This is a genomic window from Mycobacteroides chelonae CCUG 47445 (assembly GCF_001632805.1).
GTDB classification, from domain to species: domain Bacteria; phylum Actinomycetota; class Actinomycetes; order Mycobacteriales; family Mycobacteriaceae; genus Mycobacterium; species Mycobacterium chelonae.
Map to the genome: position 1 here is coordinate 916,502 of NZ_CP007220.1, position 24,757 is coordinate 941,258.

19 protein-coding genes and 1 tRNA gene are annotated in these 24,757 nt (G+C 59.8%); 14 read left to right on the forward strand and 6 right to left on the reverse strand.

Going from position 1 to position 24,757, the window contains the following annotated elements; genetic code table 11:
• The first annotated feature begins 153 nt into the window (after positions 1 to 153).
• The 3 genes from BB28_RS25680 (at position 154) to BB28_RS04550 (ending at position 4,688) form a co-directional block, all read left to right on the forward strand.
• Complete coding sequence (locus BB28_RS25680) at positions 154 to 3,090, forward strand: hypothetical protein (protein WP_085230441.1); 2,937 nt, start codon at positions 154 to 156, stop codon at positions 3,088 to 3,090.
• Positions 3,091 to 3,332: 242 nt separating this feature from the next.
• Positions 3,333 to 4,298, forward strand: a complete 966-nt coding sequence (locus BB28_RS04545) for a glycerophosphodiester phosphodiesterase family protein (protein WP_225421982.1) — start codon at positions 3,333 to 3,335, stop codon at positions 4,296 to 4,298.
• A 15-nt stretch (positions 4,299 to 4,313) separates the two neighbouring features.
• Positions 4,314 to 4,688, forward strand: a complete 375-nt coding sequence (locus BB28_RS04550; RefSeq protein ID WP_046252687.1) for a hypothetical protein — start codon at positions 4,314 to 4,316, stop codon at positions 4,686 to 4,688.
• Positions 4,689 to 5,664: 976 nt separating this feature from the next.
• Here BB28_RS04550 and BB28_RS04555 read toward each other — a convergent pair.
• From BB28_RS04555 to BB28_RS04565, 3 genes are all read right to left on the reverse strand, one after another.
• Positions 5,665 to 5,737: transfer RNA gene (locus tag BB28_RS04555), tRNA-Arg, on the reverse strand.
• Positions 5,738 to 5,925: 188 nt separating this feature from the next.
• Positions 5,926 to 7,239, reverse strand: a complete 1,314-nt coding sequence (locus BB28_RS25460) for a hypothetical protein (RefSeq protein WP_225421983.1) — start codon at positions 7,237 to 7,239, stop codon at positions 5,926 to 5,928.
• Positions 7,232 to 8,176, reverse strand: coding sequence for a site-specific integrase (locus BB28_RS04565; RefSeq protein WP_046252688.1), 945 nt, complete (start codon positions 8,174 to 8,176; stop codon positions 7,232 to 7,234). The genes BB28_RS25460 and BB28_RS04565 overlap by 8 nt, the downstream gene beginning before the upstream one ends.
• Before the next feature lie 355 nt (positions 8,177 to 8,531).
• Here BB28_RS04565 and BB28_RS04570 point away from each other — a divergent pair, with 355 nt between their 5' ends.
• From BB28_RS04570 to BB28_RS04580, 3 genes are all read left to right on the forward strand, one after another.
• Complete coding sequence (locus tag BB28_RS04570) at positions 8,532 to 9,722, forward strand: helix-turn-helix domain-containing protein (RefSeq protein WP_075874102.1); 1,191 nt, start codon at positions 8,532 to 8,534, stop codon at positions 9,720 to 9,722.
• Positions 9,723 to 9,783: 61 nt separating this feature from the next.
• Positions 9,784 to 10,731, forward strand: coding sequence for an FRG domain-containing protein (locus BB28_RS04575; RefSeq protein WP_081252206.1), 948 nt, complete (start codon positions 9,784 to 9,786; stop codon positions 10,729 to 10,731).
• Between the two features lie 272 nt (positions 10,732 to 11,003).
• On the forward strand, positions 11,004 to 12,344 hold the full coding sequence (locus BB28_RS04580; RefSeq protein ID WP_046252691.1) for a hypothetical protein: 1,341 nt from the start codon (positions 11,004 to 11,006) through the stop codon (positions 12,342 to 12,344).
• A gap of 99 nt (positions 12,345 to 12,443) precedes the next feature.
• On the opposite strand, the gene BB28_RS04585 is transcribed toward BB28_RS04580, so the two are convergent.
• Entirely contained in the window at positions 12,444 to 14,102 is a 1,659-nt protein-coding gene (locus BB28_RS04585; RefSeq protein WP_126315368.1) for a hypothetical protein, read from the reverse strand.
• A gap of 380 nt (positions 14,103 to 14,482) precedes the next feature.
• Between BB28_RS04585 and BB28_RS04590 the strand changes: the two genes are divergently transcribed.
• Both BB28_RS04590 and BB28_RS04595 read left to right on the forward strand, forming a co-directional pair.
• The gene (locus BB28_RS04590; RefSeq protein ID WP_046252693.1) at positions 14,483 to 16,303 is read left to right on the forward strand and encodes an ATP-dependent nuclease; all 1,821 of its coding nucleotides are present in this window, start codon (positions 14,483 to 14,485) and stop codon (positions 16,301 to 16,303) included.
• 77 nt (positions 16,304 to 16,380) lie between these two features.
• The gene (locus BB28_RS04595) at positions 16,381 to 17,775 is read left to right on the forward strand and encodes a hypothetical protein (protein ID WP_046252694.1); all 1,395 of its coding nucleotides are present in this window, start codon (positions 16,381 to 16,383) and stop codon (positions 17,773 to 17,775) included.
• A 361-nt stretch (positions 17,776 to 18,136) separates the two neighbouring features.
• On the opposite strand, the gene BB28_RS25465 is transcribed toward BB28_RS04595, so the two are convergent.
• Positions 18,137 to 19,552 (reverse strand): hypothetical protein, encoded by a 1,416-nt coding sequence (locus BB28_RS25465; protein ID WP_225421989.1) that lies wholly within the window; start codon positions 19,550 to 19,552, stop codon positions 18,137 to 18,139.
• 6 nt (positions 19,553 to 19,558) lie between these two features.
• Positions 19,559 to 20,503, reverse strand: a complete 945-nt coding sequence (locus BB28_RS04610; protein ID WP_225421985.1) for a tyrosine-type recombinase/integrase — start codon at positions 20,501 to 20,503, stop codon at positions 19,559 to 19,561.
• Positions 20,504 to 20,634: 131 nt separating this feature from the next.
• Between BB28_RS04610 and BB28_RS25470 the strand changes: the two genes are divergently transcribed.
• The 6 genes from BB28_RS25470 to BB28_RS24920 all read left to right on the forward strand — a co-directional run bounded on the left by BB28_RS25470 (position 20,635) and on the right by BB28_RS24920 (position 24,283).
• Positions 20,635 to 20,994, forward strand: a complete 360-nt coding sequence (locus tag BB28_RS25470; RefSeq protein ID WP_225421986.1) for a helix-turn-helix domain-containing protein — start codon at positions 20,635 to 20,637, stop codon at positions 20,992 to 20,994.
• Positions 20,995 to 21,138: 144 nt separating this feature from the next.
• Complete coding sequence (locus BB28_RS04620) at positions 21,139 to 21,744, forward strand: hypothetical protein (protein ID WP_046252697.1); 606 nt, start codon at positions 21,139 to 21,141, stop codon at positions 21,742 to 21,744.
• A gap of 16 nt (positions 21,745 to 21,760) precedes the next feature.
• Positions 21,761 to 22,339 (forward strand): DUF6932 family protein, encoded by a 579-nt coding sequence (locus tag BB28_RS04625; protein WP_225421987.1) that lies wholly within the window; start codon positions 21,761 to 21,763, stop codon positions 22,337 to 22,339.
• Positions 22,326 to 23,327 carry a hypothetical protein gene (locus BB28_RS04630; RefSeq protein WP_165690382.1) on the forward strand — a complete coding sequence of 334 codons (1,002 nt, stop codon included), beginning with the start codon at positions 22,326 to 22,328 and terminating at the stop codon, positions 23,325 to 23,327. Before BB28_RS04625 ends, BB28_RS04630 begins: the two co-directional genes overlap by 14 nt.
• A 339-nt stretch (positions 23,328 to 23,666) precedes the next feature.
• On the forward strand, positions 23,667 to 23,993 hold the full coding sequence (locus BB28_RS04635) for a hypothetical protein (protein ID WP_046252699.1): 327 nt from the start codon (positions 23,667 to 23,669) through the stop codon (positions 23,991 to 23,993).
• Positions 23,990 to 24,283 carry a hypothetical protein gene (locus BB28_RS24920; protein WP_046252700.1) on the forward strand — a complete coding sequence of 98 codons (294 nt, stop codon included), beginning with the start codon at positions 23,990 to 23,992 and terminating at the stop codon, positions 24,281 to 24,283. Before BB28_RS04635 ends, BB28_RS24920 begins: the two co-directional genes overlap by 4 nt.
• Positions 24,284 to 24,757 lie beyond the last annotated feature (474 nt).

Sequence of the window (24,757 nt, forward strand, 5' to 3'; positions counted from 1 at the left end):
TTCCCTCGAGTACCAGATGCTGATTGCACATGGCTGTGGTACGGGGCGTTCCTTGCAAATTCGCTGCGAATAGGCATTGTCGATTTCTCAATGGCCAGTGGGACTTTCGGCGTACAACGCTGCTCAAATTTTCTGAGGAGAGGTGTCGTGCTTATGTCGGGTCGGGATGTTCGGTCGTCGAATAACGTTCCCAAGCGATCGGGGAAGCAGGTCCTTGCCGGCGCGCCGGTGCCTGCCCGCCTGCCATTTTCTACGTCGCGGGTGATGTTGGCGACGACGGCGCTGGTGACAGTGACGGCGCTGACAGTCGGTGTGGCGGCGCCGACCACCGTCGATTTCTCACGCCCCGAGCCCCAGGCCGCGGTAGCACCCGCTCCACGTGCGATGAGTCTGGAAGTTCAACTTGCCTCGATGGTGGGCGTTTACGGGGTGGGGCCTGTCTTCCAGGCGTTGCGCCTTGCCGGGGTCGGCAGCCCGGATGCAGTCCTGACTAACGCGGTGGGGTTGCTTAACGATCCCAGTTTGTCCTCGGCGGTTAAGACGCTGCTGGACGTGCTGAACACGATCAGTCCTGTCGAGCCTAAGGTGCCCGGTTTCGGGCCGGCGGGCGTTTTCGATTCCGTGAACGAGCTCAGTTACAGCATGGGCGCTTTCAGTGGCCTTGAAGGCGTTGTAGATACTCTCAATAGCCCGTGGATCAATTGGATTCCCGGTATTAGCGCGATCGGCAATGATTTGCTGACGGTACTGAACCAGCGGCGTGCATTCATTCTCGGGGATGGTCTCGGCGGCACCGATAACGCGCTTGCGTTACGCCAGATGATCAAAGACGTCGAGTCCGACAGTGCCTTGTGGGGGGACGATAAGCACGGTGTGACTGGCGTTGTCGCTGTGCTGTTTCGCAATACGTCGCGCCCTGGCGGCGGCCTGATGGCGATGGTCACCCCCATCTCGGAGTTGTTCGGGCTGAATCTCAATAATCCCGGCGCGGGCAGCTACACGAATGCAGGGGCCAATGCTGGTCTTGCCACCAAGGTTCTCAATATCTCCGTCACCGATGTCGGGTGGAAGTACGACCTACTTTCGGACGCTCCGTCGACGCTCGATCCACTTGCCTGGGCGAATTCTGTCGCGGGTGTGGTCATGCCCACCTACCTGATCCCCGATAAGGACAAGGCAGTCCCGGCGGCCGCCAACCTTGTCGGTCAGTTGCTTCCCGGGCTCATCAACGCAGGGTTGGTCACTGCTGATCCGACGGGGGGACAGGGGCTCCACCTGCTTACCCAGGGCACGATCCTCGATGTGGTGAATGGCCCCCTGAACAGTGCGCTGAATGCGGTTCTGGGGCCGGTCTTCCGGTCGATCCTTGGCGCTGACTTCAAGTTCCCAGTGCAGGGCATCTCCACCTACGTCACCTATGACTCGGGTAACCTTCCGCTCCTCGAGCCCTTCCACATGCTGCCTCGCCTACTCGGATACACGGGCCTGGCGGACATCACCACACCCGTTGCCGACTCGTTTGAGAGTGTGCTCACCCAGCTGGTCGCGCTTGGTTACCAAGATGTCAAGGGCACCACCGACGCCAACGGCGTGATGACCTTTACCCGCGGTATGGATATGGCCGGTGTGCAAGCGGATGTTTTCAGGGCCCCGACCAACATCAACTGGGCGCAGCGCTTTGAAGTCCCGCAGACGGTGTTCAACGCGCTGATCGACGGTTTCAGCAATAACCTGCTGAGCCCGGAGAAGCAGAGACTCACGTTGTTCGGTAACAGCGCACTTGGGGATGCCATCTATAAGAACGCGTTGGTCATATCTGTGGCTCACGCGGTGCGCGAGGGACTGACCCGGCTCAAGAGCATCGCCAACCCCATGTTCAACCAGGCGCAGACCATGCTCAAGCCGGTGGCCGATGCACTCGACGCTGCCACAGTTCAGGTGAACAAAGTGATCGACCAGGGGCGTGCCGCGGTGAGGGCTCTGAACATCGATGTGAGCAAGCCACTGTTCGATGCGAATCGTGCGATCAACGAATCAACTAAGTCGTTGGATAACGGGCTTGTCGGAGCAGTGCAGAGCGCGGGTGCTCACGCAGTGGCGGCGCGTTCCACCGCGGCGCTGATTGCGATGCCGGAAACGCTACCCACGCCCCAACAGCTCACCGCCGGAACACCGGACGTTGCCTCGCACGTGCTGGGCACCAACGGATCAGGCAAGGAAAAAGAAGCTGCCGTTGTCAACGGCGACGCCGCGTCGGCGCTCGAGAAGATCTCGTCCGCAGCGCCTTCCGCATCGAAACCACGTGTGGTTGTGGACACTGAGTCCTCGGCGCAGCACGCTGCCGAATCGGCTAAGGACACCACGAAAGAAGACCTCAAGGCCGCGCCTCAGGCGGACACGAAAGATAGGGACAGCCGGCTCAAGCCAGCAGTCAAGGAAGGGCTGCGCGACAAAGTAGACCAGTCACTCAAGAAGCAGGTGACTGACACCCAGGACACCGGCAGCGTCGCCGCTTCCACGGTAACCATTACCGATGCATCTGCCGCGGCGGCGAAGACTGACAGCGCTAAGCCGGTTGTGGATGCTGGGTCCAAGCCTTCTCAGAGCAAGCGGAACAACGACTCTGGTCAGCATCAGGAGGCCTCCAAAGATAAGGGGAAGCCTGTCAAGCCGGTCGTGAAGGAGAAGCTGCAGGACAAGGTCGATAAGGCGAACAGTGCGCTCAAGGATTCGGCTACCGGGTCGATCAAGCAGACGCGGGGTGCGGTCACCTCTACGGTGACCAACACCGATGAATCCGCCACCTCAACGAAGACCGACAGTGCGAAGTCGGCTCCTGCCGATGCGGCTGGTTCGTCGAAGGGAAACAAGACCAAGCCGGACTCCGACAGCGGTAGGCATCACGAGGAGTCCTCGGGTACGTCTAACAAGGTGAAGGTCAAGGTGGCTTCGCCCAGTGAGTCGGGTGGAAAGCATCGCGCGCCCGATGGGTCGTCCGGTGGTGGTTCGAGCGCGGGCGGCGGTTCGGAAGGTTCGGGTGCCCATGGCGGATCGGCTTCTAGTGGCGGAAAGCACTCGACGGGCGACTAAAGGCGCATGGTTCGGCTGACAATCGATCAGCAGTGCATCTTTGCGGACCGAATGATTTCAGCTTTCAATCGACGGATCTGCATTAGCGTGAGATTAGTGCGCTGAAATGTTGGCCGACGTAAGAAATTTACGCTTAAACACCGCGTTGACAGCATGACACTTTGTGTCCTACCCTTCGTATAGGCACTCCCGGCGCGGTGTTGAATGAACCGCACTGCTTTCCAATTTGAGGTGATCCGTAAATGCTTGGTGCGTGGTTTTTAGCTTCTGGTTTTATGGTTATGACATTCGCAGTGGCCGGATGTGGTCATTACACCGGCGACGAAAATGGGCATGCGACATTTGCGGAGACTATAGCGCCACCAAGCAACGATCAGCTCCCTGTCGATGTCGACTCCAGGCCAATGCTGATCGCGCACCGCGGCGGTACCGCCGATTACCCGGAGAACACACTTCTGGCAATTGCTAATGCTCAAAAATCAGGTGTCGGTGGGATGTGGGTAACCGTCCAGGTCAGCGGTGACGGGATACCGGTGCTGTATCGCCCGGTTGACCTGTCAGTGTTGACAAATGGGAGAGGGCGGGTGGACGCCCAGACGGTGAAGCAATTGAAGGAGCTGAATGCGGGGTGGAATTTCGTCAGAGGGGACGTCAACCCCTATCGTCAAAAGCCGGTCCAGATACCGACCCTAGAGGAGGCGATCGGCGCGATCCCGCCGAGTATGCCGCTGTTTCTCGACCTGAAGCAGATGCCGGCTCAGCCCCTGGTGGACGCGGTCTCCCGGGTGCTGGTCAAGGCTGCCGCTGTAGAGAGATCAGTTATCTATTCGACAGATGCCGAAGTGTCTGCATTAGCGGCCCAGAGTGGTCTAAAGGTCGCCGAAAGTCGCGATATGACTCGTCAGCGTCTCTTGAACATGGCACTGAACCATCGGTGTGAGCCAGCGCCAAGCACCGGAAGGTGGGCTGGTTTTGAGCTCCATCGCGATGTCGTCGTGTCTGAAAAATTTACGTTGGGTACGGGGGTGTCCCAAGTCGATGCTGAGCTCTGGGACCCTAGCTCTATTGAGTGTTTCAACTCTCAGCATGCTGGCATGAAGACGATTGGTTTTGCAGTGAAAACCGAGGATGATTTTCGTCTGGCCCGCAAGATTGGGCTAAATGCGGTGCTGGTCGATTCGCCCCTGGCAGCACGAAATTGGCAGTAGAGAAGTTTTCGAACAATGCCTGACGCACATGTCTACCCGTTAAATGCTGAACTAGCCGAATTGCGTTTCATGGCCGGCCGGCCCAGTTTTCGCAGCATCAGCCGGGCTATCGGGTGCAGTCACACGACGGTCGCCAAGGCCTTCGCGCCCGGAGCGATCCCGTCGTGGGAGATCCTCCATCTGGTTGTGCGTCAGCTGGACGGCGACGTCGACACTTTTCGTAAGCTGTGGTGCGACGCCGTACGTAAACAGGAAAACCGAGTCAGCGGTACTCAGAATATTGCCACAGTGCCAATACGGCGAATCGTCACCGTTTTTGCACTCGCGGCCGTCGTCGTATGTGCAGGAATGCTGTTGATGATCGCTCGCCCGTCAACACGCTATCGATGATAAACGGCCAGTCGAGGCGTTTCTTTATATCTTGAAATAATGAGGGCCATTCGGTGTGCAGTCCTCGTATGTCTGAGCTCCGCAAGAATAGCAATGCCGCAGGTAAACCATGCTCCAAATGGATGCGATTGGAAATTCATGGATAGTCATGGCGCTGATCTGTAAATGTGGACGTAGGACGTGCGTAATCGCGATAATAATCATTTACATGATCGAGTACAGCGTAGTGTCAGACAGGGGCCTGACGTCGAACGGGTTTCTATGATAGGCACAGTACCGGGATGGGGTAGTGCTGCGTATTGTTGGTCCGAGGCAATGGAACTGCTTTTCTGGCTTTCGTTGATCGTTTTCATCCTCATGGCTACCTTGCGGACAAAGAATACCGATGCGGGCAGTGATCCCGTGCAAGCACGCCCATCGTCGTCATACTCCGCAGATAAATTAGAGAATTCAATGGGTCCAATTGACCTGAATAGAACGCAAATCAGTAGTGGCACGTTAAGCGATATGGCTCCGCAATCGGGTGTGTCACTAGAGGCGGTGGGCCGCGTACTTGGATGTGCGCGGTTTGTCTTTCGCGATACGTCTCATTTACGGGATAGAGGCGAAAATTGAGAGCATATTATCGGCTGCAGCTCTCAGATTACGACGAGAATAGAGATACTTCCGTGTATGTAACCAACTGGGATGAAGGGCAAGGTCTTGCCGCCGCGTCCGCTGCAGATCGCGGCTGTTCGATGGTATTGCGGAAGAAGGAGCCTGACTATGCGGATTGGTGGATGTACAGGGGCACGTTACTCGTGGGGATCGTGTCTTTGGAGCGAAGTTATCAATAGCAATAGAAATTGGTGGCGCTCTTTATTTAATTCAGCTTGAATAGGCGGAATTTTGTGGGGCTGTAGGCCTGTGTCAACTCTTGCGGGGCCGTGTGCGCTTCGGCACGCGGGAGTGAAACGGTGCGAAGTAGCGGAAGGAGTGCCCTCGGCAGGATTCGAACCTGCGACACCGGCTTTAGGAGAGCCGTGCTCTATCCCCTGAGCTACGAGGGCGGGGGACCGGATGGAATCGTGGATGAAAACCCATGACGATATCGGTTTGGGCGTTCGTCGGTTGATTTTGTGTGGTCCGCTGATCGTTTTGCGCACCCTACAGGGGAGAGGGCGCCCGGAGACAGCTTAGCGGCCCGAGGGGGTCAGAGCGGTGAGTGGGACAGTGAGACGATGGATTGTCGGCCCGGTTAAGTGTCGGATGAGGTTTGTTGTTGACGTAGCCATCGAGCCAGGCTGTTGCGACCGATAGCGAACCCGAGCATGACCAGATACTGGCGAGCCGCCGAGTAAGCGATCATGCGTCGGTTGTGCAGGGTCTGCTGGATGAGGTTGTTGATCGATTCGGCGTCTTCTCTCCAGCCGTAGCACCGGCGGTAGATGCCGTCTGTGCCGTTTTTGACGTATTGGCGCAGGTGCTCGGCGCGGTTGTAGTGGCGTTTGGCGTCTTCGTCGGTGATGTCCATGCGTTGGGTGTGGACGGTGCCGCAGGCTAGAGCGATCTCGATGTACTCACGGAAGGTGCCGTCGGCGTTGCGGCGAAAGAATCTTTTGGCCACGGGGCTGGGGATGTCGGTGGTTTCGCCGGTGTCGAGGATGTGGTGTTCGCAGATTTCGCCGCGTTTTGTCCACAGTTCATGGGTGTCACCGCAACTGCAGACGACGGTGGCTGTGGGAGTGGCTTTGGTGCCGCGGTGGGCGGGGCAGAATACGGTGAGGCCGCGTTTGATGAGTCGGTTTAGGTGTATTCCTCGGAGCGCGCCGTCGTAGCAGACTCCGTGCAGCCCAGTGGTTTTAGTGGATAAAATTTCCAGGGCTGCGGTGGCGATTGCGGCTTCGCCGCCATCGCATTTGGCGATGTGCCGGATGTCGAGAATGATTTGGTCGTTGCGTCGGTCATCGGCACGGACGGCGGCGAGCCAGAACTTGGCACCGAATACCGGTTCAGGATCGCCGCCTTGGGTGTGGCGGTCGGCGTTGAGGTGACGGCCTTGTCCTCGCCATTTATGTGCTGTTTTCTCGGAAACTGGTGAGGGAGCGACTTTTCCGTCGGCAGCTACGAAATTGGCGCGGTGCGGATTGCTGGTTGAACGTCCTGCTGCAGGATTGAGCCAGCCGTGTTCGTGGGCTTGGGCGATGGCGAGGTCGCGGTACTTTTCGGCGATGGCCTCGACCTGCGTGCTGATTTTGCCGCGATGGTATTCACACATGTTGCGGGTCGGCGGCAGCCTGCCCAGATCGATTCCGGCGGTGAGATAGACGCTGTCGCGGATAATCTTCCAGCAGTGTCGGTTGGCGATGGTGCTGGCGGCCTTACGATGCGAGCCCAGGACTCCGGCAAGTGCTATGTAGATGACGTAAACCACGACCGGGTGGGTGCTCGGGCGGCCGCCTTCCCCAAGGCGCGAAGTGGTGAGGGTGTCGGCGAGCAGGTGGATATCGGGGTTGGCGGTGATCGCTTCGACAAAATCGATGTGACTGGGGGTCCATTCGTTGTCATACATCGCCCGCAACCCACTGGTAGCCGATGAGTGCAGCGGTGCTGTCAAGTGAGCGAGAGCCGATGAGAGCGGCGGCGGCCTCGACCCGCCCGGTGCGATCGAAAACGCGGCGGGCGGCATAAGCGGTCAGTGAAGAAGGGCGGATGCTCAGATCATCGGATAGGCCTGCCCACGTGAGGATCTCGCGAACCGTCACACACACCCGCGCTTGCTTATGTGCGTCGCTGCCTGTCGCGGCAGTACACAGCACTGGCGACTGGTGGCCCTCGGGAAGAGGATTGCTTAGGTAACAGACTCGTTCGGTGATAATGCGAATGGTCCAGGTATCAAGGGGTAGCCGTCTCGCGCGATGTTTGGCCGACCCGTGTGCTTGTACATGTGCGGCGTGCAGCCCAACGTCGGCGGCGGTGATGTGCCCGAGTTCTGAAGTGTGTGCTCCTGCCAGGAGGAGCGCAGCGGTCACTGCGTGACGAGTGCTCGGACCGTGTTGACAGGCCATACGTATTAGCGCTGCTTCATCCTCGGAGACTGGGCGACGAGATGACGCTGTTCGAGCAGGAAGAATGATGTCGCTGGTTGGGTCGTTTAGGGTCAGGCCCTCGCGCCGCGCCGTCTGATAAAGGGCACGAAGAGTTGCTCGCCGGTTGTGCATGGTCGCTACGGCAGTCCGCGAGACCAGCCCGCAGCGGTTTCTTCCACGCGCGACGATGAACTTCTTGATCAAGTCCGGCGTGACATCGTCGAGAGTGGCGATCCTGTGAACTGCCGCGAAGCGCTGGAAACGGTCTGCGATGGAGGTGAGCTTGTCGAGTGTCTGTGGAGATAGTGCGCCCGCATTAGTGGACTCAGCCCATATGCGGACTGCTGCGTCGATCGCGTCCGGCAGGCTGGTCGGCAGCGACAGCTTGAGGTGCTGCTGCGAAGGATCATCTGACGTCATAGTGACGCCATATCTGCGCTTACGGGCACATATGAGCTCCTCGCGAAATGTGCCGTGAACAGGGAAAACCAATCGCATGGATTGTTCTTGTAGCCGCGATCAGGGCATGCTAAACTCTTCATTAGGCTCCTGCGGGAGTTGGGATAGCAAAGAATCCGGACGGCATCCGGCGAAGTTCTTCAAAGAAGCACCAGTTCCTAGGCTGGTGCTTCTTTTGTTTCTGGGTCTATGACGTAGACACGCGAACCTCCTCGTGAATCAATAATCGAGCGTAGATCATAGATCCACCCTTCGTCTATTCTCTATTTGTGTTCTTGCCTTGGTATCCTGGGGAAATCCCGGGAGGAGCCACTGGATGACCGCGACTGCACCTGGCCGGTTCGACGGTCCGAGATTGGCTCGCCAACGAGAAGCCGCCGGGTTGTCACGGGCTGACCTTGCGGCGCGTGTAGGCACGAATGTTGAGGTTGTGGGTCTGTGGGAAGACGGCGGTGTCACGCCTGTTGTCAAGTACCTTCCGCGAATTGCTCAGGTCGTCGGGCTCGACGTTTTCGACTTGTACCTCGATCCAGCCGCGCGTTCCGGTCTTGCAGGACTGCGCATACGCGCAGGCCTGAGCCAGCGCCAGCTCGCGCGGCGTCTCGGTGCTCCCCAGACCGCTGTCTCGAATTGGGAGCGAGGCAAAGTCTCCTTACCGCCCGATCGGCATGCCCCGTACTCAGCGGCGCTTGAGGTTTCGCTTGATCTCATAAGGTCGGCTGCCGCCGCTAGCGCCAGAGTCGATCTGCCGACGCAGGAAAACAGCGAAGAGTCGTCGGCTGCACGAAGAGATAAACGGAAAGTTGCCAAGGTGACCCCCACTGCCAAGGAGATGGCAGGACGCAAACTGGGTTCGGCGCATATCGTGGCTGTTGCCGAGATGACATTCAACAACGATCAGTTGGTGGACAATCCGATTGTTCGTGTCTACTCGCCCCAAGGTGTTGACGAGAAGAAGTCACCTAGCGAAGATTTGGACGACATATTCGATCGGGTCGTTGAAAAGCTCGTTCGGTATGGTTTCAGGAAATGGTGCGTTCATCATGAGGCTCGGGTGATTATTGATGGCAAAGCGATGTATGCCGTACGTCATCAGAAGGGCGACGCAGACGAAGATCGGTGGGATGAGTCTCAGAATTTGATGGGTATCTTGACTCCGCAATTCTATCCCATCGGCCATCCCGATACTGTTGAGACCCTTTCAAAGAAATCCGAATTACGGCGAGAACTTCATGATCAACTTCCGGGTTCTGATGATCAGGAGCGCCTTTTTGTCATTGCCAGACTGACAGATACGGTCGGCTGGTTGGAAGATCAGGTCTTGCCATATTGCCCATACACGGTTGTCGTCATAGGGGGATCGAAATGGGACTATATTCCGGTGCTCTACGACCATACTGAAACTCGGGTGGCCCAGAGAAGTGTCACGTTTGAGGCGCTAGGTGTGAAGCGGAGTACAACAATGCAAGAGCTACTACACAAGATATCAGTAGCTGATTTTTCGTAGCTGAATACTATTCAGCTACTACCCGTGGACAGATATCTACTATCACTTATATGATTTCATCATGGCCGATTCACTAATGATGGTTCCTGCCGACCTCACATACATCGATCCGGGGCCTCTTCGTAGAGGGGATGCGTTTGCCCATTGGATCGATGTCATCAGTTCGCTCGCCCTTCGGTACGAGGAGGGGGCTTGGGATAGCTACCACCCCAGAACATACTGGCGGGGACAATCTCGCGCCTGGCAGATGGCACCCGGTTTACATCGACGAATACGGGTAAGGCATCAAGGGGAGTTGTCTAATGACTCTGTTGCTTGGTTGTCCAGCGACTTAGTGGCAGGAGCACGTGCAATCGGATTGTTCCCGCATATGGTTCCCGCCCTGGGGGATATGCAGCTATTGGCATATCTTCAGCACCAAGGGGCAGCGACAGCCCTTCTCGATTTTTCCTCAGATTTCCTCACCGCCCTCGCAATGATTTGTTTCGACACCTCCGCATATGATGAAGACGGAGTATTGATCTGTTACCGCTATCAGCCGTACAACGCCGCATATGTTCGTGCTTTTACCCGCGCAACACCAGAAACCGCTTTCGGAGGCGTGTCTAACAACCAGGTAAATCTGTTTCATGCACCGTACCTCACAGCCCGGCAGCATATTCAACGCGGCGTATTCTTCTTCTCCAATGTTATTGAAAACAACAATAATTCGACAATGGCTATAGTCATCGAAAATCACACGGACTCGATCGAATCTTACTATCGAGAGCATCGAGTGAATGGCCCTTTGATGAGCAGGACGCATCCGATCGAATCAAACAAGTGCGCGGCAATTATCGTGCCCAAGGAACATAAGGAAGTGATGCGAGAATGGCTTCGAGTGCAGCACCAGCTTGATAATAACTATGTATATCCCGAAGCGCTGTCGCTCGATATTCACCGTCAATATATTCAAGAAAATTCTTCCGGCTCACCGTTGGGGTCCAATATGGGGCAGAAGCTTTTCTAGCTGGCCGCTGATCTCAAAGCAACGGACCGGTAGTGCTGATCGAATGTGACGTGTATGCAGAGACCCGGATGCTGCCGTGGTACGCAGCCTTGAAGTGATGAAGGAACTGCGCCACCGGATCGAACTGGTCGTCACCGCCGGAGACTTCTTGTGCTGGGATCTGCGCCCCATCGCGCAAACGGGTACCGATAATGTGCGCTGCCAGAAGGTGTGGAATAGGCGACGGTGGTGGGGGTCGTGCCCTGTCACCCGGCTGAAGCAGAATCGACCATATGGAAAGACGCGAGCCGACCCAGGAGGACATAGCACGTCAGCGGAAGCATTCGATCGGGCTGCGCAGTACACAGATCAACCGAGCCGTGCTGACTCTGGGTGTCTACGTGTTTGACGCCACTGTGACGGACAAAGGCGACGATTTCAGCACAGTTGTCAGCATCATCCCTGAGAAGGCCTCGTTCGCCACGCCGTTCGCCATCTACCACGCCGAAAGCGCCATTGCGGCAGATGCTTTCGGTAAGGCGCTGGGCGCCCATCGAATCCCGGCCAACTTCAAACATGACAGCTTCGAATTTCCGCTACACCGCAGGGTCAGTACATCCTGCAACTTCTCGCTGAGTGGCAAGAAACTCACCATCACTATGCACGGAACACCCCGGCGCACTGTGATGCGCGGACTGAAACTGGACTCCAGAGTCGTCTACTTCCTGAGGCTCACTGAGACTCTCGGCATCGAGATCAGACATGGCGACCAGACCCGCTATTTCGGAACTATCGTCCAGGAGGGTAGCGGGATTAGCAGGCCCGCCCTGGCCGCGCATCGCGGCACGGTCAACGCCGGTATCCGCGAGAAATCGAAAGACTGGGAGAGAGTTAACCCCTTCTATGAAAGCGTGTTCGTGGGCGGCGACGATTCCGGCGACGACCACACCTATGTCGGATATGCAACCCGTGACCGCGAACAATTTCCTCGCGGCGCCACCCGATCCACCTGCATGCACTGCGCCGCCGCCACGTCACTGACTATCGAACATTGCACCCCGAAATGGCTCGCCGATCGCCTCGCGGTAACCCCGGTGACGGCAAAAATTCTTTGCGAACCGTGCAATAAGACATTCGGTGCCGAACTTGAGGATCCAATCGCTGAGCTTTACGACACCAAGATGCTCACCGACCCCGCTCACCGAATCCTGGTCTCGCGCTGGGCTGTGAAGACAGCGATTATGCTCTCGGCGGTATCGAACGTGTCAATCCGGCAAGAACTGTTTGACTTCGTGGAAGGCCGCGAGACCGACTCGTCGGTTTCGGTGTACTGGTGTGACAACGCCCGATCGCTGCTCGACAGCGGATATCACTACGTGGTGACTAAATTTCGGCCCGAGTTGGCCGCCGACTCATTCCTGTTCGCAATGAGTTTCGGCGCAACGTCCTTTGTCGTTGCGCGCACACCCACCGAACTCGGCAGGCTGCCGCTCATCGACCGGTGGGCGCCTAGCTTCTTGCCCGGTCAGGCCAGTGGCGAGGACATCAAGATTCACGACTGGATCATGCGGAACAAGTTCGGTGTCGATCTGTACTACGGAGGCTATCGAGACCGGCCCGCCCAGAAGCGCTGAGGTGCTCCATTATGTGAACTCGTGGAGGCGAGCCTGCTGCACTTTCCTGGTCACACAAGAGCCCGTTTAGGCCAACATGATTGGTGTTGACATCCGTGATTAGTAGCAGTCGCGGAACATTTTGCGGCGCCAGAGTCGCCGGTCTTTCGGCGCTTTCGTGTCGAGCGCAACCTCGGTTTCCACTTGCCAGGTCAGCACTCCAACGATTGTTACTTCGTCTGGTTTACGTTGGGCGTATTGCTGTTTAATGTCGGCTAGTCTTCTGTCGCGGAAGCCGAGGTCGGAGTTGAAGTAGGGCAGCGCAATATCGCATTCCTCCATGCTAAAAGCCTCTATCTTGCGGAATTCTTCCCGGAATTCCAGATATCGGCGGAGGTCATCGATTCCGTCGAGGCCGTGCAGGACGAGCAGCCAGGCGTGAAGGTCGGCCACTGCGATTCGTGTGGTATCCGCTTGCCCTGTCACGCGTTTGAGCATCCGGGGGTCACCCAGGGAGCTGTTGTAGGCGTGCAGAACCACACCGAGACCCAATGCGTTGGTGCCGTGGTATTCGGTGTCGTCGTTCCCGACGAGCGGGACGCCGTTGTCCAAGGCGGTCAGCCGCAGATGGAGCTGCTCGTAGACCTTCTTGAGTTCTTCCTCGTAGGTGCTGGCTGCGCTGCTGCCGGGGTTGGGTGTCTCGTATGCCTTGGCCTCACCGAGCAGTTGGACGGTGTTGCCGATCAGGGCGATATCGACGTCGGTCGGATCTTCGCCAGGCTTGACCTTGATCTTGTGCCCGTGGGGAATCGGCCGGCATTCGTGGCCGATGGCTTCGGTAATGAGGGCATGCACGGCCCGTTCGTAGAGCTCGCCCTTGGTGAGCTTGCCGGCGACTTTCTTGGCCGGCGGGTTCTCGTCCTTGCGTCGTTTCAGGAGGGTTTCGACGGCGGCGAGCAGGGGACGCTCCAGCGCGAACAGGATCTGCCCCGCGGGGCAGGGCAGCAGGCCGTCGTCGTAGCGCACGAACGGCTTGGTCTCCATCTGGTAATCCTCAGCGGCCTGCTCAAACGAGAGGTATTTGAGGGAGCCCTCGCCCTGTGCCATCAGCTCGGCCAGCTCGATGCCGCTGTCGACGGGGTCGATCGGCGGGTCGCCGTCGCGATACCGGCAGACGGTCGCGAAGATCCGGTCGAGGCTTCCGTACGTGAATTCACGGAGCCTGGAGGCGAATTCGGGGTCGGCGTGGATCTCGCGCAGAATTTGAGTCGCGATTTTCCGGCACGCCCAGTGGTAGCGGATGGCCATGGAGCTGGTGCGCGCCATGAACAAGCGGCCGGGCATCGCGTCGACCGCGAGCGCCAGGTCGGGATCGTCGGTGTCGTCGGGGCGGTACACGTCGGCCAGCCATTTGAGCGGCCACCAGTGGGCTGCGCGGGTGTAGTAGTCGTTGATCAGGGCCGGGTCGAGTGAGTCCCCGGTGGCGGTGACTGCCAGTACCCATCGGGCGCGGTTGAGGAACCCTGTTGTGGTGAGCGCGCCGCGGATGCGGGGGTCGATGTCCAGGGGGATCGCGGCCCGAGGGGACAGGGCTTTGAGGAGTTGATCGCATTCGGGTGTCTGCGCGGCGAGGGCTTCGAGGAGTTCGCCGTGCTGGAGCGGCAGACCGGGCGGCATGGGTGGCGGCTGCTGGCCGCGTGCCCTGGCCGCCCACACCTTTTTCACGTATTCGATGAAACCTTCGTGGCGGCGGCGGATCTCGGGCGGCAGGAACGGCAAGATCGCGTCCGTATTGCTCACGCCATCGTCGCTGTGGTTCTTTCCAACCATTTCCGCCCCTGCTGATGTGTGATGTGGCACGGCCCCGTCGAGTTCGTGCGGTTCCCTCTTGATTTGAGGTTTGCACGCCGATATGTAGGTGTCCACTGAATTCGCAGCCGGTGTGGCGGGTTTACCCGATGAGATACCGCTTGGTGACGTGGTTAGTTCTCGGGAGACGCTCCGTCTCGGATACGGCATCACGACACGTACACAAAGCCGCTGAGCCCGGAGACAGCTCCTTTTGTTGGCCACGTTAGTAACACGGGTGGCCGGACGAGTCCCGGAACGGATTGAGAACACGACACTGTTCGTGCCGCCCCGCAAGTAGGTTGAGCGGCGTGCATATCGATCGTGTGGACGTCGAGCGGTTCCTGGGGTTTGAGAGGCTGAGTATCGAAGTCGACCCCCAGCTGCAGCTCATCGCAGGTCCGAACAACGCCGGCAAGTCCTCACTTCTCCGTGTGCTTGAGGCGTTCTTCGCGGACCCGTCAAGAGCGGATCTCCAGCGGCTGAAACCCTTACACGATTACTACATTCAGGGCGGCCCGCGCATGATGTCGAGCATTCAGGTGCAGTTCGCTGGTCTGACCCCGGAGGAAGTGGAGGCCTTTTCCGACACGGTGGTGAGGAGGAGCGGAACCTTCTGGGTCAAGATCTCTTGCACTCGCGGCGGGACGATCAGCTACCACACGAGCCGCAATTCATCACGCGCCAGCGACATCTATCAACGGGTGCTAGAAACCTTCAGCTTCGTCAAGATCCCATCTGTCCGTGTGAGCGAAACAGACCGAGGCGAGAACGACCAGTCGTTGCTTCGTCTGCACGAGACCCTCGAAGGCGTCCTGGTCCGCTCGGGCGGTTCACGGAAGACGCAGCTGCAGAAGGAATTCGAGAATGCGATCGCTCCTGTCGAAGAACTCGTACACAGAGTGCTGAGCGAGTCGATCGAGGCAGTCGCCTCCGAATTGCCGTTCCGAGAGCGCGATCTCGGCATCAAGCTGCCAGACTCCCGGCACGCACTGCGCGGAATGCTCAACGAAGCCGTCATCACGAGCAAGGGCGAGATCGAGATCTCCATCGCTGAGCGCGGCACGGGGTTCCAGTCCGCGATGGTGCTCGGCATCCTTCGGTACGTCGCCTCTCGGAGCAACCAGACGGCAGGCAAAGTCGTGTTCGTGATCGAGGAGCCCGAGGCGTTCCTCCATCCACAGACTCAGCGTGCGATGGCAAAAATCCTCCGGGACATCTCCAGCGACGCACAACTCCTCGTGACGACCCACAGCCCGGTCCTCGTGGACTCCTTCTCCGTCCGCCGCATCGTCCGACTGCCACTGAGCCCGTCCGGAACGAACTACCAGGCGAGGCGACAAGAACTGTCGGAAGCCGAAGAAGGGCGACTGTCGAGAGACTGCGACGCGACCAACAGCGAATTGGTTTTCGCGAACGCAGTGATCCTCGTCGAGGGGCACGGTGACAAACTGCTCATCGACTACCTACTGGAGAGGATCACAGGCGGGGCCGGCGGGCACTACGCCATCGGCATCACCGTGATTGAAGCGTCGAGCATCGACAACATCCCGCGTCTGCTCCGGCTCGCACAGCTCTTCGGAGTGCGGGCCTACTGCATCACCGACAAAGACGGGATACACAAAGCTGGCGACAGCAAGCGCAAGCTGCTGGCGATCCTGAGGGCCAAGGATTCTCAGCCATCGCAAGGCGTGCTCTCACAGCTGTGCGTCCTGGCGGACAAGCACGTTTCCAACCTGACGGTGGCGCTAGAACAGCAGGACGAGCTGAACGCCAAGCTCCATACCTGGGACGTGTTCCTGCTTGCATCTGATCTGGAGGGCCTTCTGCTCGACACCGTCGGGCAGAAGGCCCTTGCCGAGAAACTCGGTCCAGACGGCGTGAATCAGCTTGACAGCGCGACCGCGACACGGTTCGCGGAAGGGACCCAGGGCAAGGAGGAAATGGCTTCTTGGCTTGGTTCCAAGGGCTGGAATTCCACGAACAGAAAGTCCGGCAAGGCGAAACCGCATCTGCCGTCCGCGTTGCTAAGGGAGCACCTGAGCTTGCGCACGGCCCTGCCCCGCGCCATCCGGCCGCTTGAAGAATGGCTTCGAGGCATTGTCTCGGAGCACGAGAGATCGCCGCTCTGAGCCACTGCGGCGGGTTCGGAACCGCGGTGACTCAGAGGTTCGTGCCGACACAAGTGTCAATCAGAGAAGAGGAACGAATGCACAAGGTGCCCGTCGCGTATATGAGACTAGATTCTCGTGACGGCACAGCCATTCTGGCTGTTCAGGTCGCGCAGCCCGTTAAGAGCCTAGCCGTGTCAATATTTGCGCACGACTCCGTGGATGTGGCATGGCGTGCGAGCCTCGAACTCAAATCGACTGACAATCCGCTCGTATGGCGTGCCGCGTGGGAAATCGATCCCGGCCTCCCTCCTCTGCTGGAGGTGGGCAACATCAACGAGACCGGACCGACCTGGGGGGCCATCAAAATTGGCCATCCTCGATGGATCTTCCTTAAGCCCCAACGGGGTGACGGCGAATGGGTAACCGGAGAGCTGGCACTGGCCGAACTTGCCCGGATCGAGAATCTGCGGGAGCAACGTTTCACAGCGCCACTTCGAGCAACCAGCACACCACAAAACGCGTCAGAGTTTCTAATCCTTGCGCTCGCTGACAATCTCCTGATCACCCAACCGCAGCGAGTGCCAGGGATCTCGCTCAGTCCTGTGACAACGATTCTCGGCGAGGATGTGCGCACCGTCCTCAATCGGATACTCCGCAGCCACGGGATCGTTACGCAGTGGCTGTCTAGGAAAAAGTGGCTAGCGCAGATGCAAAGCAACAGGCCAGCGGTGTTGATCAAATGCCACGTGCAGGCCGAGAATCCAGACGCGGCATCGACGCATGGTCGCGAAGTGATAAAGGAATTGTTGGACATGATGACTCTGGAGCGAGGTGCGGCAGCGAATCTCATCGCGGGTGTTATTGCGAGTCGGAATGAACATGGCCGGTATGCGCTACATGGAGCCTGGATCGAACACAGCGGGTACGGCGAGAACCTGATCGGCGGTGTCATATCTGGCGAAGATGTCCATGCCCTCCAGGAATCATGGAGTGGGTTGCAAGCAAATTCTCGGGCTCAGCTCTGGGTGTCGCTTTACGCCGATGCCGTACGTGACCCCCGCTGGGAGTACCGGTTCTTTCGTTGCTTCAACTTGCTCGAGGCAATCGCTGACACGGTGGTACAGCCGAACGCCGTGATAGCCGACGAGGCGGGCAACCCGAGGAAGTTCCAGAGCGGAAAGGGTAATTACACAACCAAGCAGGCACAGGGCAAGGTCTACATGTTGTTGTTGCAGTTGGCAGGCAAGAATGCTGACGATCAATTATGGGATGAAGTTGGCCACTGGGTACGAGTACGGAACGATGTTGCGCACGATGGCACCTGGCAAGCACCGCACGCTGGCGAGAAACCAGAACATGCGGCGACTCGTACTGCCATAGCTAGTCACGGACACGACGGGACGTTCGAGATGGGGACAAGACCGTTCGTCGACAAGATCCGCGAATCAGTCAAGCAGACACTGCATGCGGCTATCCGTGGCAAGTTATAACGCTCTCCCAGTGACGCGCCGGTGGGCCGCCGAAGAAGTTCAGTTAGTGCCAGCAGTACACCCCATCCACTGACCGCACCTGAGGTGTGCACAAGATTCGGTCGGTAACGCGTTCTGGAATCGGCAGTGTCGCGTTCCCGACTCCCAAGCCAGATCCACCGTGACCTGGGCCGCCGGGGTTTCCATCCGGTCCCCGAGGGCGGGGGACCTGTGTGAATAGGTGTCTAAAACTCTAGCGGTTCGGTCGGGGTGCTCTGGACGTCGGCTGGTGGTGAGTCGGCTCTGTTGCAGGCGGTGCGTGTGGGGCCTGACGTGTCCAGTGGGGCTTTTGTGACTGGGCGGCGGATAGACCGGTGCCTGGTTAGGCTGTGGTGATTTTTTGACGGCGCCCGTGGAGGTAGTGGGCGATGGCGTTGCGGCCCAACGCGAATCCGATCATCACAGCGTGCTGACGGGTGGGGCTGTGGGCGGTCATGCGTCCGCCGTAGAGAGTGCGGTCGAGGGTGTTGTTGAGTGATTCGGCGTCTTCGCGCCAGCCGTAGCAGCGGTCATAGATGCTCTTGCCAGTGTCGGTCTTGGTGTGCTGGCGAAGGTGCTCGGCGCGGTTGTAGCCGCGTTTGTCATCCTCGTCGGTGTTGTCGAGGCGACGGGACTGGACGGTGCCGCAAGTGGTGGCGAAGTCGATGTACCAGCGGTGGGTGCCGCCTCGGTTGCGGCGCGAGTAGATCTTGTCGACCGGCAGCGGCTCATAGGTCATCTCGCCGGTGTCGATGATGCTGCGTTCATGGAGGCGGCCGTCGAGGGTCCAGATGTCGTGAGTATCGCGGCATGTGCACGTGATTTGGGTGAAGAAGGTGGGTTTGGCGGTGCCCGAGTGTGGTGGTACCAGGACGGTCAGGCCCTGTTTCATGGCGTGGTTGATGTGCGTGCCGCGGAAGGCCCCGTCGTAGCAGATACCGTCGACGCGCAGGTCGGGATGGGCGATGACATTGTCGAGCATGGTGATCGCGATGCCGGCCTCGCCCTTGTAACCCTTGCCATGTGGGACGGGTGCGGTGTCGAGGATGGCACGCAGGTTCCGGGCGTTGTCTGGCCGGGCGGACAGGGTGGCGAATTTGGCGCCGTAGCGGAATTCGGGTGCGCCGTCACCGTTTTGGACTTCGCTGTGAGCGACTATGCGGCAGCGCCCGGCGGCGGTGAGTCGCTCGACGGTCTTCTTGCGGTACGGAGGTGGCACGACGGTGCCGTCTCCAACGACGAACTGGCCGCGGGTGGGGTCGGTGCGCGATACCCGCTTGTTGGGGTTCAGGCAGCCCAGTCGGCGGGCCAGTTCTGCGCCGGTTTGGCGCAGGCCGTCTTGCAGCTGCTCGATATGTCGGTCGAGCTTCGGTTGTGCGTAGGTGTGATGGTGGCGTTTCGGGGGCGTGGCACGAGCGGTATGGTCGTGGTCGGCGGCGTGTCCGCGGATAATGTCCCAGTAGTCGGGGCTGTTCATGATCCGGCTGGCGGCATTGGCCGAGCCGAACGCACCGTGCAGGGACGTGTGGACGATATGCACCCAGTTGGGGTACATCGGAGGCCGCCCCGGTGTGCCTGGTTCGCGGTCGGGGATGCGGTCGGCGATGGCGTATTGGGCTGGGTCGGAGGCAATCGCGCGGACTTTCTCGATCTCCACCAGCGTGTGATCGTCCGGGGTGTGGAGTTGCTGGCGGCGCCATTGATCGATCCGGTCGGCACCATAGATGGTGCGACGTGGGCGGTGCGGCGGCAGAGACATGTGCGATCAGTCGTCTTGGCGCCATTGGTAGCCGATGAGCGCGGCGGTGCCATCAAGTGACCCGGAGCCGATCAGCTTGGCCGCCAATTCGATTCGGCCGGTTTCTTCGAAGACCTGCCGGGCGGCGTGAGCGGTCAGCGAGGACGGTTTGATTCCAGTGGTTGTGCTCAGGCTTGCGCGTGTGAGGACATCGCGGACGGTCACGCACACTCTGGCCTGCCGTTGCGCATCGGAGCCGTCGGAGCCGGTGCAAAAGATTGTGTCGGCAGTAGCGCCGCGTTCGGTCAAATGCGCGATTCGTTGGTCGATGACCCGGAGGGCCCAGGTATCCAACGGCAGGGCGCGAGCGCGGTGTTTGGTCGAACCGTGCGCCCATGCGGTCTTGGCGGTGGTGTCGACGTCGCTGATGCGGATGTGGCCGAGCTCGTTTGTGTGCGCTCCGGCCAGCAGCAGTGCGGTCGTGGCGGCGTGCCGGGTGGGTGTGGCGTGTTCGGAGAACAGCCGCACCAGCACCGCCTCGTCATCGGTGAGTGGCCTTGTGGACGCGGTTTCCCGGTCGGGCACGTTGATGTCGAGGGTCGGGTCGTGCAGGACCAGGCCGAGCCGGCGCGCGGTGCGAAAATATGCCCGCAAGGCCGCCCGGCGGTTGTGCATGGTGGCCGCCGCCGCAGGCGCTACCGCGCCGCGCCGGGACCGGCCCTTGGCCGCAACGAATTTGGCCACTAAACCGTCATCGACGGCATCGAGTGTCGTCACATCGTGCGCGGCCGCGAACCGCACGAACCGTTGTGCCAGCAACGCGAACTTGTCCAGCGTCTGCGCCGACATCGCCCCATCCACCGCCCAGTCTGAGACGACAAGATCCACGGACGTGGCCACACTGTTCTCAGCCATGGCTGGCCCCCACGGCAACGGCAGGCTCAACTGCGCGGCCAGTTGTGCGCTCTTCATCGCGCGCAACCCGTCTGTGGTGCTGGTCCATCGGTGATCCTCCAACCATGCTGGTGCGTAAATGCACCAGCATGGTACGGGTGGTCGGCCGATGGGCTGTCGAGTGCCGTGTTGGGCGCTATGGTCGGGTGGTGTCGCGCAGCCACGGCGTTCGACCACCCGCCGAGTACATGCCCGCTGGCGCCTGGCCAGACGGGCAGCTGGCGGCCGATGCGCCGCCGGCGGCGGCTGTTGCGCAGCACGTCGCGCGGGCATTGCGCGCGGCGATGGCCGAAACTGGAATCGGTCAACGACCCTTGGCGCTGGCCAGCGGCGTTGCCCACACCACGATCGGGCGCATCCTGGCTGGCACGGTGCTCTGCGATATCGGCACCCTCGCGCACCTCGAACACACACTTGGCCGACCTCTGTGGCCCCGGACCTCGTCGCGGCGACGCCTCAGGCCCAAGGGGGTCGAGCGAGCTACCGCCCCTAAAGTCATTGACTCTTGACACATGAGACATGTTACACAGCGCTAGCTCGCTGTTGGAGCATATATATCGGCGAGTTGCGCTTGACTCGCGTTACAAGTGTCAGAACAATGGATGTAGCAGGCGTGTACACGCCGAACCGGGACCGACACGAACAGGTGGATCATGGGGACAACCAGCAGATCGTTAGTCGAGTTGATCGAGTTGGCGGTGCAGCGCCACGGCGGTGCATCAGGGCGGCGATTGGCCGAGATCGCCCAACGCGGCGGCCACGAGGTATCGCACGCGACCTTGAACCGGCTGCGGCAAGGCACCTACGCCTCCCGCCCCTCGGACGCCTCGATCCGGGCTATCGCTTACCTGGCCGAGGTGCCCGAGACGGCCGCATTCACAGCCGCTGGAGTGCGGCCCCCCGCAGCCGAGCAATACCAAGTCCCGGCCGAGGCACATCGAATGAGCACCCGTCAGCGGCGTGCACTGGATGAGTTGCTGCGCGCCTTCATCTCCGAAGAGTTGGTGCCGCAGAGCACCCCGAAGCGTGGTTTCGGGACACTACTGGCTGCGCGCGACCGGTTGGCCGCCGCGGTTGCGGATACCGCCGTCGCACATGAGGCAGAGTTGACGGGGGCGGCGCTCGGGGTGATCGCCGCGATTGATGAGGCGGTAGCGGCATTGTTTACACCCGCCGCCGATGATGACGTTGCTGTTACCGCTGGCGCGCCATGGCCACCAACCGATAACGCCGAGGCTGCAATTTGCAATACGCCCTAGAGGGGGCGAGTCCTTTGTGACAGCATCCCCCTTCAGAGAGGGGGTGGCCGTGTTACCCGAATTGGATATTGACGGCCAGTTGCCGCCCGGAAGATACCGGGTCACTCAAGAAGAGATCTACGCCAGGTTCGTTGAGAACCACCCGCCCCGCCGCCACCTACTGTGGGGAGACTGGCAGGCCACCACCAACCTGCTCCGCCGCTACACCCCGGTCAACGCGGCCTGGTTGTACGGACCATTCCTCACGGAGATCGCCGAACCCCCCGCGATCCACTGTCTGTACTGGGTCGAAGACCTCGAGCTGGACAAAGCCAACCTCGACCCAGAGGCCCATAATATGCTCCGCGCTTTCGCGTCCCCGGGAGAAGTCCACAAAGTTGTCGGTGTCGATGTGGATACTCGACTGGCAGCCTGGCATTGCCAACCTGACCCGCAAATCGACGACAACTACTACGCCGAGTACCTGTACTCCCGCGGCCAGGTCGACGATGTGCTGCAAAGGAGGCGATCCGGGCCTACCGGTTCGGCCCCAGCACGCCTGGATGCTCTACCGCGACGTGGATACCTGGAAGTGACGCTCGATGACTACACCTGATCGCGATCTCGACCAGATGGCGGCCGCCATACTGGCGGCGATGGCCAGCCCGGAGGCAGCCATTCGCGTGCCGGAATGGTCAACCCCCGCCGATCTCACGCGGATCGGGGTAGAGGACTTGATCGCCGCGGATCCGCTGGGAAGGACCCTGACTTCGCGGGGCAACATTCGCATCACCGGGGATGGGGTTACCGGGTCGTCGGCCAAGATGAACGATGTTGCACGGGTGATGACTGGGTTTCAACGTGTAGCCACCGCAGTCGGGGCATCGCAGACCGGCGACAAAGCGCTCGGCAGGCAAGCCAATGCCGATGTCCGGCGTCGCACGGATCTGCTGCTGTCCGCATCGCCGGCACCCGGGTCAATTATTTTGACGGTGGCGCCTGCGGTGAGTGCGATCGACGAAACCGGGCATGGCGAGGGCAAGGTGGGGATGTTCTCCGAACTGGACCCCGGTGATCAGATGCTCGACACTGCAGTGGGCGCCGCAATCGATGTGTTCGCCGCGGGAATCGACATTGGCGCCATCGAACAGGAGTCAGCATTCGTGCGCCAACTCGAAGACATGGGGCCACGCACCGCCTCGGCCGTACGGGACCTCGCAAAGACACTGGAACGCGCCGGTTTTGACGTCGATATCGACTGGCGCCAACCCTCGCGCACCACCCGCCGCGTCCGGGTCACCGCGGCCGCGGCCGCCTACATGGCAGCCACCGTTGAACACGCCAACCTCGACGAACAGTCCGTCGAGATCCTCGGCGAGTACCTCACCGTCAGCGCTGTCGCATCCTGGCTGATCAAACAAGACGACGGCGACACCATCACCGTCAAGCTCGGACGGATCGACCCGAGTCACATCCGAGGACTAGCAGTCGGAGACCGTGTCCGCATCAACGCCATCATGAAAATCGAAACCACACCCGGCGGCAACATGAAAACGACCTATACCGCCGAAGCCGTGACAAAACTCGGTCAATCAGAAACCTAAGAAAATCTTGGGCAGTACCAACCACCTAGATCATTTCGGCTGGCGCAACCGCCAGAGACGTTGGCAGACAACGGCCGCCCCACTGACTCTCTGGTCCGCCATCAGCTAAAGCGCAACACGCACATCCCTTAGCCATCTGGAACCGTCGGCGGGCGAGGGACACCGGCCGGGGTGGACAGAACGGATTTCCGGGCGGCGGCAGTGCGCCCTGAACGAGGCGTTCGGCGGCTGCGGCGAATCCATGGACTGCTAGTGCTCGGCGAGCATGACTGGCCTATAGTTGTCATGCTTTTCTGGTAGTATTTCTCATATAAAGCATGCTTTTTGTGAGGAGTTGCGATGACCGCCCTGCATAGCGATATTGATGAAGCCCTGGCCAAAGGTCTTGCGGCGCAAGGGTGGATAAAGAGTTCAGGCGGTGGCCTCATGGCCGGGGACGCTGCAACGGATCGGGTCATCGATCTTCCTGCGCTCCGCAACGAACTGATCAACTCTCTTGGGCTGCGCCAGGAAAGGGGGATTGTTCACGCGGTCAGCGGAACGTGGCCCAACACGCGCTATTCGGCGGACTCGGCTATGGGAAGATTGCTCGACGGTGCGCCAGAGGTGCGCGAAGAGGTGCGGCTAGTCTCTGAGTGGCATTCGGGCAACACCCAGCTGCCGTGAGCCTGACCCCGCGCCGCACTGTGCGAATTCCCGACTACGAATGGCGGGCTGGGCATTCGAAGGCCCAAGGCGAGGGCGACAATTTGACCAATGTGATCCGGCGTTTATTGCGTGGGTATCTCAGCGGTTCGACCATTGAATACCTTGCCACGCCAATTGATCCGGCAATGGGTCAGCCGGTCAGCGGGATTACTGGGCGCTACAATGATGTTCGGCGTCTCTACCCGGCCAGGCATTGGTGTCTTGAAGAGCGTGATGTCTCGGGCTACCGGCCTGCGGCACGACGGTAGAACCTACTCGGATTGTATTTGGTGGGCGCTGCTGCATTCAGTGCTGCTACGTTAGTCGCTACGCTATGGCTGGTTGTTCTAGTCGCGAATCCCGAAGCTGCGGAAGCGAATCTGTTCATCGGGATCCGTCTCGCGCGCTAGCCGTTGGCCACGGGACATCGCGTGCGGCGGGGAACTGGCGGCGTAGCTCGCCGATAAGCAGGTGCGCTTCGTACAGGTCTTTTCGCAGCGCCATGAGATGCTGGCGTCGATGTCTGGCTGTCGCAGGCCTGGCGGGAGTGTTCCGGCCCCGGTGCTCGGTTTCGGCGATCGGCTGAGATACCATTATCTGTAGGGCTGCTAGGAGTGTGTCCGACTGTTCCCTATGTGGGTGGTGGGCGAGTACTTAACTGTGGGTAACAGTGTTATCTGTAGGGGTGTTCCCCATGAGGGCGTGGTGAGGAGCATGCAGACGCTTTTGCGGCGTAGCCGACA

Excerpts from the sequence above, each read along its gene's own strand:
- BB28_RS04595 (WP_046252694.1), top strand. The coding sequence starts at position 16,381 with ATGCACAAGGTGCCCGTCGCGTATATGAGACTAGATTCTCGTGACGGC.
- BB28_RS04570 (WP_075874102.1), top strand. The coding sequence starts at position 8,532 with ATGACCGCGACTGCACCTGGCCGGTTCGACGGTCCGAGATTGGCTCGC.
- BB28_RS04635 (WP_046252699.1), top strand. The coding sequence starts at position 23,667 with ATGACCGCCCTGCATAGCGATATTGATGAAGCCCTGGCCAAAGGTCTT.
- BB28_RS25460 (WP_225421983.1), bottom strand. The coding sequence starts at position 7,239 with ATGTATGACAACGAATGGACCCCCAGTCACATCGATTTTGTCGAAGCG.
- BB28_RS04565 (WP_046252688.1), bottom strand. The coding sequence starts at position 8,176 with ATGACGTCAGATGATCCTTCGCAGCAGCACCTCAAGCTGTCGCTGCCG.
- BB28_RS04620 (WP_046252697.1), top strand. The coding sequence starts at position 21,139 with ATGGGGACAACCAGCAGATCGTTAGTCGAGTTGATCGAGTTGGCGGTG.
- BB28_RS04610 (WP_225421985.1), bottom strand. The coding sequence starts at position 20,503 with ATGAAGAGCGCACAACTGGCCGCGCAGTTGAGCCTGCCGTTGCCGTGG.
- BB28_RS25465 (WP_225421989.1), bottom strand. The coding sequence starts at position 19,552 with ATGTCTCTGCCGCCGCACCGCCCACGTCGCACCATCTATGGTGCCGAC.
- BB28_RS04630 (WP_165690382.1), top strand. The coding sequence starts at position 22,326 with ATGACTACACCTGATCGCGATCTCGACCAGATGGCGGCCGCCATACTG.
- BB28_RS04550 (WP_046252687.1), top strand. The coding sequence starts at position 4,314 with ATGCCTGACGCACATGTCTACCCGTTAAATGCTGAACTAGCCGAATTG.
- BB28_RS25680 (WP_085230441.1), top strand. The coding sequence starts at position 154 with ATGTCGGGTCGGGATGTTCGGTCGTCGAATAACGTTCCCAAGCGATCG.
- BB28_RS04575 (WP_081252206.1), top strand. The coding sequence starts at position 9,784 with ATGGCCGATTCACTAATGATGGTTCCTGCCGACCTCACATACATCGAT.
- BB28_RS04580 (WP_046252691.1), top strand. The coding sequence starts at position 11,004 with ATGGAAAGACGCGAGCCGACCCAGGAGGACATAGCACGTCAGCGGAAG.
- BB28_RS04545 (WP_225421982.1), top strand. The coding sequence starts at position 3,333 with ATGCTTGGTGCGTGGTTTTTAGCTTCTGGTTTTATGGTTATGACATTC.